The sequence below is a fragment of the Kitasatospora griseola genome (assembly GCF_014648555.1).
In the GTDB taxonomy this organism is placed as follows: Bacteria; Actinomycetota; Actinomycetes; order Streptomycetales; family Streptomycetaceae; genus Kitasatospora; species Kitasatospora griseola.
Map to the genome: position 1 here is coordinate 34172 of NZ_BMRI01000045.1, position 11047 is coordinate 45218.

At 75.1% G+C, this 11047-nt stretch carries 1 protein-coding gene; it reads right to left on the minus strand.

The genetic code is table 11. The features are described from left to right. Positions 1 to 4 precede the first annotated feature (4 nt). On the minus strand, positions 5 to 11047 hold an 11043-nt coding region (locus tag IEZ12_RS33645; protein ID WP_189277664.1), incomplete at its 5' end, for an alpha/beta fold hydrolase.

Genomic DNA, 11047 nt, shown 5'->3' on the forward strand with positions numbered 1-11047 from the left:
CTCCTCATCGGGACGGGCCGGTCGCGGCGGCGGGGGTGTGCTGCGCGACGAAGGTCGCCAGGAGTTCGTTGACCTCCTTCGCGCTGGTCAGGCTCGGGAAGTGACCCGCGTCGGCGAGCTCGTGGTAGCGCGAGTCGGGGATCAGGCCGTGCAGCAGGTGCGCCGTCTTCAGCGGGATGACGGTGTCGTGACGGCCCTGGAGGATCTGCGTCGGCACCGCGAGGTCCCCGAGGCGGCCCAGCAGATCGGGCTCGGCGGCGAACACGTCCAGGTACCGCAGCCCGGTGAGCGGATCCATGCTCTCGCAGCGCAGCAGCACCTCCTCGTGCCGGGCGCGCTCGGCCGCGAACCGGGCCGAGCCGCTGCGCCGCTCGACGTTGTCGAAGTCCTCCTGGACGACGACGGCGAGCCGGTTGACCTCCTCCGAGCGGTTGCCCAGCTTGTACGAACTGCCGATCAGCGTCAGCGAGGCGGTCGTGCCGGGGTGCCGCAGGGCGAAGGTCTGGGCGACCAGCCCGCCGAACGAGGCTCCGGCGACGTGGACCCGCTCCCGGACGCCCAGTTCGTCGAGCACCCGCCGGGCCAGGTCGGCGAGGCCCGCGTAGCTCAGGTCGTCCGCCAGCGTGGTCGCGCCGACCCCGGGGTGGTGCACGACGATCACCCGGTGACGGTCGGTCAGTTCGGCGAACTGCGGGCCGAACAGGCCCGCCCCGATGTTGAACGGCAGCATCATCAGCAGGACGGGGCCCTCGCCGGCGCTCCACACCTCGACCTCCCCGCCGGGCAGGCGCAGCAGGCTGTGCTCGATGTCCGGGGCGAATCCCCGCAGCACCGCCAGGGTCTCGTTGCGCGCCTCGTGGCCCTCGACCAGGGCCTCCCGGATGTCCCCGGGCACGTGCTCCGCAGGGTGGTAGTGGGCCAGCGCCGCATTGCCCGGGGCCTCGGCGTCCGGCGCCGCGAGCAGCAGGTCGCGGACGGCGCCCGGCCGGGCGAACAGCCCGGTCAGGCGGTCCGCGATGTCGTCGGCGGCCGCGTCGTCGAGACCGACCGGGACGGCGAGCCGGATCAGGCCCGCGTCCTGCGGGTCGGCGCTCAGGTGCGCGGCGGCCCGGATGCCGGTGTGCTGGTAGATCCAGGCCAGCGCGGCCGGGACGGGGTGCTCGACGCCCCGCAGCTGCGGCATCCGCGCCGTGTCGAGGAGGACGCAGTGGGTGGCGGTGCCCGGCACGACGGGCACGCCCGCGTCGGTGAGCCGCCGGTGCAGCGCGGCCACCCGGTGGACCCGCTCGCGCACCGACCGGACGGCCCACTCGCGGTCGCCCAGCGCCGCGGCGGCCAGCGCCCGGCCGGACCGGCCGACGCCCGGGCCGCGCAGGTTGACCCGCTCCCGCAGGTGGTGGGCGACCTCCGGGTCGTCGGTGGCGACGATCCCTCCGGTGTCCGTCCCGAAGTCCTTGCTCAGGCTCACGGTCGCGGCGTCGGCGAGCGCGAGGATCTCCTGCGCCACGTCGAACGGGTCCCGGCCCAGGTGCTCCGGCTCGGCCTCGGCGATCACCACGGCGTTGTCCAGCGCACGGGTGGCGTCGAGGACCAGCCGTACGCCGTGACGGTCGGCCAGTTCCCGGACGGCGGTGAGGTTGGCGAGCGAGATCGCGGCCCCGCCCTGCGCGTTGGTGGAGACCTCGACGCAGCAGAACGCGATCCGGCCGGCGTGCTCGGCGAACCGGGCCGCCAGGTGCGCGAGGTCGAGGTCGCCCCGGAACGCCCCGCTCGGCGCGGTGCGCACCGCGACCGGCTCGAAGCCGTTGTCCAGCAGGCTGAAGTACCAGGTCGGGAAGACCGAGTTGTGCAGCACCACCGGCCCGCGGGTGGGCCACGACCGGCACAGGGCCGCCTCGGCGTCCCGCCCGGAGGGCGTCGGCAGCACACAGGAGAACGGCAGCAGGTCGATGCCCCCCAGGATCTGACCGGGCACCAGGAGGGCGGCGCGGGACCGCAGTTGTCCGGTGCGTGCGGCGGTCAGCGCCGGGGACTGCTCGGCCCAGGAGTCGGTGATCAGGTCGTACTCCACCTCGTCCGCCGGGATGTGCAGCGGGTTCCAGCCGTGCGCGGCGAGCAACCGCTCGCGCCGCGCGACGGCCTCGTCGGCGGGGGCCTCATCGGCGGGGGCCCGACGCTCCGGGACGACCGGCGCGGGTGCGGCGACGACGGGGGCGGGCACGGACGCGGCCGGCGTGGGCGCGGGCGGGACGGGGGCCCCCTCTGGCCGGGCCTCGTCCGGCCGGGGCGCGTCCGGTCGGGGCGCGTCGACGGTCGGGTCCGCGATCATCAGGATCAGCCGGGAGACGTCGGTGCGGGCGGAGTCCGCCGGCTGGCACAGGTAGAGCGGGAGGTTGGTGGTGCGGAACTTGTTCTTGAAGCGGAAGTTGCCGTCGCCGGTGAAGATGCCCCGGGACCGCAGTTCCGCCAGGGCGGCCTCCACCTCGGGAGCGGCGTTCGGCGACTCGCAGATCTTGGCGCCGAAGCTGCCGCCGAAGCTGAAGACGGTGCTGCCCTCCGCCGCCGTCCGCTCGATGATCGCGACCACGGCGTAGTCCAGCCCGCCCAGCGGGGCGTCCTGCGGGTAGAACTCCAGGTCGAGCAGGTAGCCGGGCTCCGAGGGGATCTTCGTCACGATCACCGCGTTGACCATGCGGTCGTCGACGTAGGTGAGGAACATCCGGTGGCGCGGCTGCAGCAGGCCCCGCCCGATCTCGTCGCGGACCGTGAAGACGTAGGGGTTGACCATCTCCTTGCCCTGGCCCCACTGGTCGATCATCTCGGTGATCGCCCGGTCGGTGGCAGGGTCGGAACCCACCCGGTACTCCACCGTGCGGCAGGCCCCGGCCTTCTCGAACTTGCCGATGATGTAGCGCAGCCGCGCCATCCGGCCGCCGGCCAGCGAGAAGTCCGTGATGTCGTCGAGCCGTTGCAGCGCCCCGAACGGCGTCGCGGTGAACCGGACGCCGGCCTCCTCCTCCAGTCGGATCAGCGAGACGATGTTCGGGTCGATGCCGTGCGCGCGGCCGTACTCCACGTACTCCGCCGCCAGCGCGGGCATCTGCTCGGTCGGCCCGACGTAGCTCCAGGTCAGCATCGCGTCGCCGCGCCGGGAGAAGTTGAAGTACGCGGTGCGGGCGGCGCCGAGGAAGATCAGCGGGGCGATGTCCCGACCGGGCAGGCCGCCCTCGCGGCCGTACCGGCGCTCCAGGTCCGCGACGACCGCGGCGATCTCCGGCCGGTCGGCCAGCCCGGTCTTCTCGACCACCAGCGCACCGCCCCGGTACGCGCCCCGCGCCGCACCGTCCGCGGCCGCCGGCGACGGATCGGCCGTCCGACCCGCACCGTCGCGCAGCAGCCGGGCCGCGTCCGAACCGTGCGAGCCGCCGAGCGCGGCGGCCAGCTCGGCGACCGTCGGGTGGTCGAAGAGCAGCGTCTTGCGCAGCGCCCCGAACTGCTTCTCCAGCGCCGCCACGGACTTGAGCATGTCGAAGGACGTGAAGCCGTTGTCGGTGAAGGTGAGCTGCCGGTCCACCGGTCGGCCCAGCGCCTCGGCCAGCGCGCCGAGCAGCAGCTCCTCCAGGTCGCCCGCGGCCGGGGCCGCCGCCTCCGGGCCCACGGTCGGAACGGCGGGCGCGGCCGGAGCTGCGGCTGCGGGCGGAGCGACGGGTGCGACGGGTGCGACGGCCGGGGTCGGGGTGGGGCCGCAGAGCGGGGCCACGAAGCCGGACAGCTTGGCGACGGTGTCGAAGTCGTACAGCTCGGCGGCCTTCAGGTCGAGCGAGTAGGTGGTGTTGAGCAGCCGCGCGAGGTCCATCCGGTAGATGGAGTCGAGCCCCAGCTCGGCGAACGGGACGTCGTCGCCGATGTCGGCGGCCGCGGTGCCGAGGATCGTCGCCAACTGGTCGCGCAGCAGCGTGGCGATGGCGTCGGCCCCCGGGGCGACGGCCGGGGCCGGCGACTCGGCGGCGGCCACGGCAGCGACGGGGGCAGGCGCGTGCGGCCTGGGCGCGGACACCGCCGGGGCGCTCTTCGCGGTCCGCGCGGTCGGCAGGGTGAGCTTCACCTTCGGCCCCCGCCCGGCCGGCTCGGGGCCGGTCGGGCCGGTCGGGCGCTCGGCGGGGATCGACAGCACGGGGGTCTCCTTGTGGGTGTTCCGGGGCGGCTCTTCGCCGCGGGTCGCCCGGCCGGTGTCGCCAGGCTGGTGGTGCGCGGTCCGCCGCGGTTCGACGGTGGCGCGGCCGAGGGAGTCGACCCAGTGCCGGATGCGGGCGAACGGCGCGGACGGAAGGGACAGTCGGCCGGGGACGGGGCCGTCGGACGGCCACGACACGGCGGCGCCCTCGCACCACAGCTCCATGAGCCGGGTCGTCCCCTCGTCGCCCCGCGCTGCGAGGACGCCGCGCCGTGCGGTTCCGGTGACCACCCCGGCCGGCTGCCCGCCCGCGGCGAAGTCGGCGAGCACGCGGGCGAGTTCGTCCCGGTCGTGCACGGACACGGCGCACCGGTGCGGGCGTTCGGCGCGACCGGTCTGCAGGGTGTGGGCCACCCGCGCGAGGTCCGCCTCCGGGTGGGCCAGCAGGTGGCGGGAGAGCCGGCCCGCGTAGTCGGCCAGGTCCTCCGGGCTGCCCGCCGACAGCGGGACGACCACCGCCTGTCGGCCGTCGGCCCGGCGGTCGTCGGCCGGGTGCCCGCCGGGTTCGTACGCCTCCAGCACGACATGGGCGTTGGAGCCGCCGAACCCGAACGAGCTGACGCCCGCGCGCCACACCGGCCGGCCGTCGGCGGTCCGGGCCGGCTCCCACGGCCGCAGTCGGTCGTTGATCCGGAACGGGGTGTCGGCCAGCCGCAGGTACGGGTTCGGCTCGGTGAAGTGCAGGTTCGCCGGGAGCATCCGGTGCCGCATGCACAGCAGGACCTTCAGCAGGCCGGCGACTCCGGCCGCGGTCTCCGTGTGGCCGATCGCGGACTTCACGGCGCCGAGCGCGATCCGCCCGTCGCCCGGCAGCAACTCGCCCCGCTCCGCGTGAAGTTGGGTGAACGCCTTCTTCAGTCCCTCGATCTCGACCGGATCCCCGAGCCGGGTGCCGGTGCCGTGCGTCTCGATGTAGCCGATGGTGTCCGGGGCCACGCCGGACGACCGGACGGCCTCCGCGACCACGCGGGCCTGCGCCTCGGGATTGGGCGCCGTCAGCGAGGTGGAGCGCCCGCCGTGGTTCACCGCGCTCCCCCGGATCACCGCGTGGATCTGGTCCCCGTCGGCGACGGCGCGGTCGAGGGGCTTGAGCACGACCGCGCCCACGCCCTCGCCCCGCACGTACCCGTCGGCCGCCGCGTCGAAGGTCTTGCACCGGCCGTCCTCGCTCAACATCCCCGACCCGGCGAACGACCGCAGCAGCCCCGGGGACAGGATCGCGTTGACGCCGCCGGCGACGGCCAGTTCGCACTCGCCCTCGCGCAGGGACCGCACGGCCCGGTGCAGCGCCACCAGCGAGCTGGAGCAGGCCGTGTCGACGGCCTCGCTCGGCCCGTGCAGGTCCAGCAGGTGGGACACCCGGTTGGGCAGCACGGAGTGCGCGATCCCGGTGGCGGCGTGCGCCTCGGACGCCACGCCGCGCTCCTTGAGCAGGTCGTCGTAGTCGTGCGTGGCGACCCCGGCGAAAATGCCGGTCCGGGAGCCGGCCAGGCCGCTCGGCCGGTACCCGGCGTCCTCGATCGACCGCCAGACGGCCTGGAGGAACAGGCGCTGCTGCGGGTCCATCAGCGCCGCCTCGTTCGGCGAGATGCCGAACAGGCGCGCGTCGAACGCGCTCACCGCGTCCAGGAAGCCGCCGTGCATGCCCCGGGCCACCGGGTCGGCGAGCAGCGCCGCCCGGTCCTGGTCGTCCGGCACCGGCCGGACCAGGTCGTCGCCGGCCACCAGGTGCGCCCAGAAGGCGTCCACGTCCGCCGACTTGGGAAACACCCCGGCCATGCCGATGACGGCGACGGGACGGTCGGCGGCCGTGACCGCGGGCTCCGGCTCCGGCTCCGGCTCGACCGCCGTTGCGGCCACCGGAACCACGACCGGCTCGGGCTCGGGCTCGGGCTGCGGCTGCGGAGCGGGCTCCGGGGACGCCTGCCCGACGGACAGTTCGGCGCGGTGGTGCTCGACCAGGTAGTCGGTGAACGAGGCGATGTCCGGGCACTCGAACAGCACCGTGGGCAGCAGGTCGAGGCCGAACTGCTCGTTGACCTTGTTCACCAGCTCGGTGAGCGTGATCGAGTCGAAGCCCAGTTCCAGCAGCTCCGCGCGGGGGTCCACGTCCGACTCGTCCACCAGCAGGAACTCGGCCGCCATCAGCCGCACCCGACGCTCGGTCGACTCCCGGACCTCCGGGTCGCCCGCGACCGGCTCCGGCGCCGCGGCGGCGGCCACCGGGGCGGGCGCGGCGGTGGCGGCCTCGGGCTGTCCGGTCGACAGGCCCTCGACCACCGCGCAGCACGGCTCGCCGGCGGCGAGTGCGCGGACGAAGGCGGCGAGTGCGGCCTCCGTGCTCAGCGGCACCATGTCCCACTTGCGGGCGAACAGTTCGCGGGTGGCGTCGTCGACCGTCATCCCGCCGTCCTCCCAGAGCGGCCAGCAGACGGCCAGCGTGGTGCCGGACCGGTCCCCCGCCGTGACGAGGCGGGCCCGCCGGGCGGCGAAGGCGTCGAGGAAGGCGTTGGCGTAGGCGTAGTCGGCCTGCCCGGGGTTGCCCGCCTCGGCGGACATCGAGGAGAACAGCACGAAGAAGTCCAGCGGCTGATCGGCCGTCGCCCGGTCGAGGTGGACGGTGCCGGCGACCTTCGGCCCCAGCACGGCCGCCACCTCCTCCGGAGTCTTGCGCACCGCGCGGGCGTCGCGGCTGACGCCCGCGGAGTGGATGACGCCGTGCAGCGGGCCGAACTCGGCCGTGAGGCCCGCCACCAGCGCCGAGGTCGCCTCGGGGTCGCGCAGGTCGGCTCGCCGGTACACCACTCGGGTCCTGGCCCCGGACAGTTCCTCGACGAGCCGGTCGTCGACGGCCGATCGACCCGCGAGGACGACGGTGGCGGCCCGGTCGAGGCCGGCGAAGAAGCGTGCGAAGTGGAGGCCGATGGCTCCCGCCCCGCCGGTGATCAGGTAGGTGCCGCCGTCACGCAGGGCGAACCCGCCGGTCCCGGTGGCCTGCGGCTCGAACGGCCGCAGCTCCTTGACGCGCCGCACGCCGTCGCGGTGGTCGACGTCCTGGGCACCCGCCCGGGCGTTCAGCAGTTCCTCGACGATCCGGTCGGCGTGCTCGGGGCCGGGCCGGCCGCCGGGCAGGGCGAGCCGCACCCCGCGGAACCGGCTGTGCTCCAGGGCGAGGGTGCGCAGCGTCCCGCCGACGGCGCAGTCGAGCGGGTCGACGTCCTCGGGCGTGCCGGTGTGGGCGTACAGCACCGTCAGGCGCGGCTGTTCGGGCCGCCGCAGCACCGCGACGCTCGACCAGAGCACCGCGGGCAGGGCGGTGTCGGCGGCGTCCGGGCCCGGCAGCGGCCGGGGGGCGGCCAGGTGCACGATCGCGTCGGGCACCGGGCCGCGCGCAGCGAGGTCCGCGACGAGCTGCTCGTGCGAGCTCGGGTCGGCGGTGCGCAGCAGGTATCCGCCGTCCTCGGTGCGGGCGAAGCCCTCGCCCTCGGCGACCGTCACGGCGGTGGCGCCCAGTGCGGCGAGTCGCTCGACGAGCGCCTGCCGGGCGGCGCCGTCCTCGGCGTGCACCAGGACGGTGCGCGGCACCGCCGGGTCGGCGGCGAGCGGGGCCGGCTCCCAGACCGGGCGCAGGTACCTGGTTCGGGTCGGGGCGGTCGCGCGGACGGCGGGCGCCGCCGACCCGCCGGTCACGGCGGCGGCCGTCGGGGCCTCGTCGGCGGGCCGGTCCGCCGACCGGGGGGCGATCTCCAGGCCGTCGAGGGCCGCGAGGACCCGGCCGTCGCCGTCCGTCAGTCGGATGTCGAAGCGCCGGTGGCCGTTGCGGCGGCCCTCCGGCGTCACCTCGCGCACCCGGGCCCAGCAGTCCATGGGCAGGGCGCCGTGGGCGCGCAGCTCCGCGATGCCGACCGGCAGGTAGCCGGACTCCTCCTCGCAGAGCACCGAGACGACCTGCAGCGCGCCGTCGAGCAGCGTGGGCGGCAGCACGAACCGCAGCGTGCTCTGGCGGGTCTGCTGGGCACTGGCGAGCCGGGCCAGGGCCTCGCCGTCGCCGATCCACAGTTCGGCCACCACCCGCAGCGGGCGGCCGTAGCTCAGGCCGCCGCGGGAGAACGCCTCGTAGAAGTCCTTGGCGGACCGCCGCTCCCCGCACCGGCGGCGCACGGCCGCCAGGTCCAGGGCCGGGTCGGCCGTGGGCTGCTGGTCGTTCGCCAGCACGCCCCGGGCGGCCGTGCGGAAGCCGTCCGCCGCGGGCACGGAGATCTGGAACGCGGTCGCCCCGGCCTCCTGCTGCGGGGTGAGCGCCACCCGGACCCGGTCCACGCCCGCGTCGAGGTCGACCGGGGAGAGCCACCGGATTCCGGTCATCCGCACCGGGAAGTCGTCCGCGCCGGGCATCGCCCCGCGCGCCACCTCCAGCAGGCCGACACCGGGGACGCAGCGGGCTCCGTCGATCCGGTGGTGCCGCGCGATGTCGATCGCCGGGTGGGTGACCGGCCGCTCGACCACGGTCGACTGGTCACTGTCCACCGCTGCCTCCTGTCGTGGGTGCTCCGCCTGCTGTGTGTGCTCGGGCCGCGGCGCGGGTCCGGTAGGTGCCGCCTCGTCGACGGGCCCGGTGGGTTCCGCCGCGTCGACGGCCCCGGTGGGCTCGGCCTCGCCGCCGGGCCCGGCCTCCGTCTGCGGTTCCGGTGGGCCCGCCGGCCGGGCCGCCTCGGTGATCCAGTGCCGCCGGCGCTCGAACGGGTAGGTGGGGAACGCCGCCTTGCGCGCCCCGTCGGCGACCCCGAACGCGTGCCAGTCGACGGGCACGCCGTGCACCCAGTCCCGCGCGGGGTCCTCCGAGGGGCCGTCGGACGTCGCGCCCTTGACCGCCGTCCCGCTGACGAACCCGCCGTCGGTGAGGTCGCCGGTCGCGAACCGCCGCAGCCCTGCGGCGATCGCGGCGTGGTCGGAGCCCGTCACGGCGAGCCGTTCGGGCAGCTCGCGGCGGCCCGTCCGGCTGGTCGAGGCCAGGTCGCGCAGCGGGGCGGCCAGGCCGGCCGGACTCTCCAGGAAGTCCGCGACCTGCTCGGCGTGGGTGCGCAGCGCGTCCCGGCTCAGCGCCGACAGCAGGAACACCTGCTGCTCCGCCGCACCAACCGCAGTCGCACCGTCGGCGCCGTCCGCGTCGGACGGGACGTACTCCTCCAGGATCATGTGGACGTTCGCTCCTCCTGCTCCGAACGAGCTGATTCCCGCGCGGAGCGGCCAGGTCCGCTCGCCCGTGCCGAGGTCGGCGACCGGCCGCTCCCAGGGCGTCGCGGTGCGCTGCGGCCGGAACGGCGAACCCTCGAAGCGGATCTTGGGGTTGACCGTGTCCAGATTGATCGTCGGCGCGAGGGTGCGGTGCTTGAACTGGAGCAGCACCTTGGCGAGTGCCGCGATGCCGGCCGCGCCCTCCAGGTGGCCGATGTTGGACTTGACCGATCCGACGGCGCAGAAGTCCGGGTCCGTCACGCCGAGCGAGCGGAACGCGCGGGTGAGGCCCGCCACCTCGATCGGGTCGCCCAGCGCCGTCCCCGTCCCGTGCGCCTCGACGTAGGACACCGTCCGCGGGTGGACGCCGGACCGGCGCAGCGTCTCCTCGATGAGCTGCGCCTGGGCGTTGGGGTTGGGCACGGTGTAGCCGCTGACCTTGCCCCCGGCGTTGCTCAGGCTGCCCTTGACGACGGCCCAGATGGTGTCGCCGTCGGCCTCGGCCTGCTCGACCGGCTTCAGCAGCACCGCCCCGACGCCTTCGCCCGGCACGAAGCCGTCCGCGTCGGCGTCGAAGACCCGGCAGCCGTCGCCGGTCGCCAGCATGTTCCGGGCGGCGAGCGCGGCGAAGTGCGCGGGGTGGAGGATCAGGTTGACCCCGCCGGCGATCGCCTGCCGGCACTCGCCCCGGCGCAGGCTCTCGCACGCCAGGTGGACCGCGGTGAGCGCGGACGAGCAGGCGCTGTCCACAGCGAAGCTCGGCCCCTGGAGGTCGAAGGTGTACGACACCCGGTTGGCCAGTGACCAGAACGCGGAGTGCCCGGTCGCGTAGCGGCCCTCCGGCCAGTCCGCGGCGGCGGCGAGGAGTCCGTACTCGCCGTACATCACGCCCGCGAAGACACCGGTGCTCGGCTGCCTGGTCCGCTCGCCGAGGTGGCCGGTGGTCTCCAGCAGCTCCCAGCAGGTCTCCAGGAACAGCCGCTCCTGGGGGTCGATGTCGTTGGCCTCCCGCGGCAGGATGCCGAAGAGCGGCGCGTCGAAGGCGTCGACGTCGTCGAGGAAGCCGCCCCAGCGGTTGTACGTCCGGTGCTTGACGCCCTTGCGCTCGTCGAAGTGGGGTCGCCAGTCCCAGCGCTTCTCCGGGATCTCGGTGATGCAACTGCGGCCCTGCGACAGGTTGGCCCAGAAGGTGTCCAGGTCGGGCGAGGCCGGGAACCGGCCGGCGACCCCGATGATCGCGATGTCGCCGGAGCGGGCCGACGCGACCGGCACGGCGGGCGGCTCCACGGCGGCGGGTTCGGGGGCGACGGGCTCGGAGACCTGGATCGGCTCCGGCTCCGGCTCCGGCTCGAACGCCGGCTCCGGCTCCGGCTCTTGCTCGAACGCAGGCTCGGGCTCCGGGGCAGCTCCCACCGGGATGCGATCGCCGTACTCCGCCAGGAGGTGCGCGGCGAGCTGATCGATCGTCATGTGCTCGAACAGCAACGTCGCGGGCAGATCACCCAGGTCCTGCTCGAACCGGTCGATGATGTTCAGACTCACCAACGAGTCGACCCCGAAGTTCTCGAACGTCGCCGA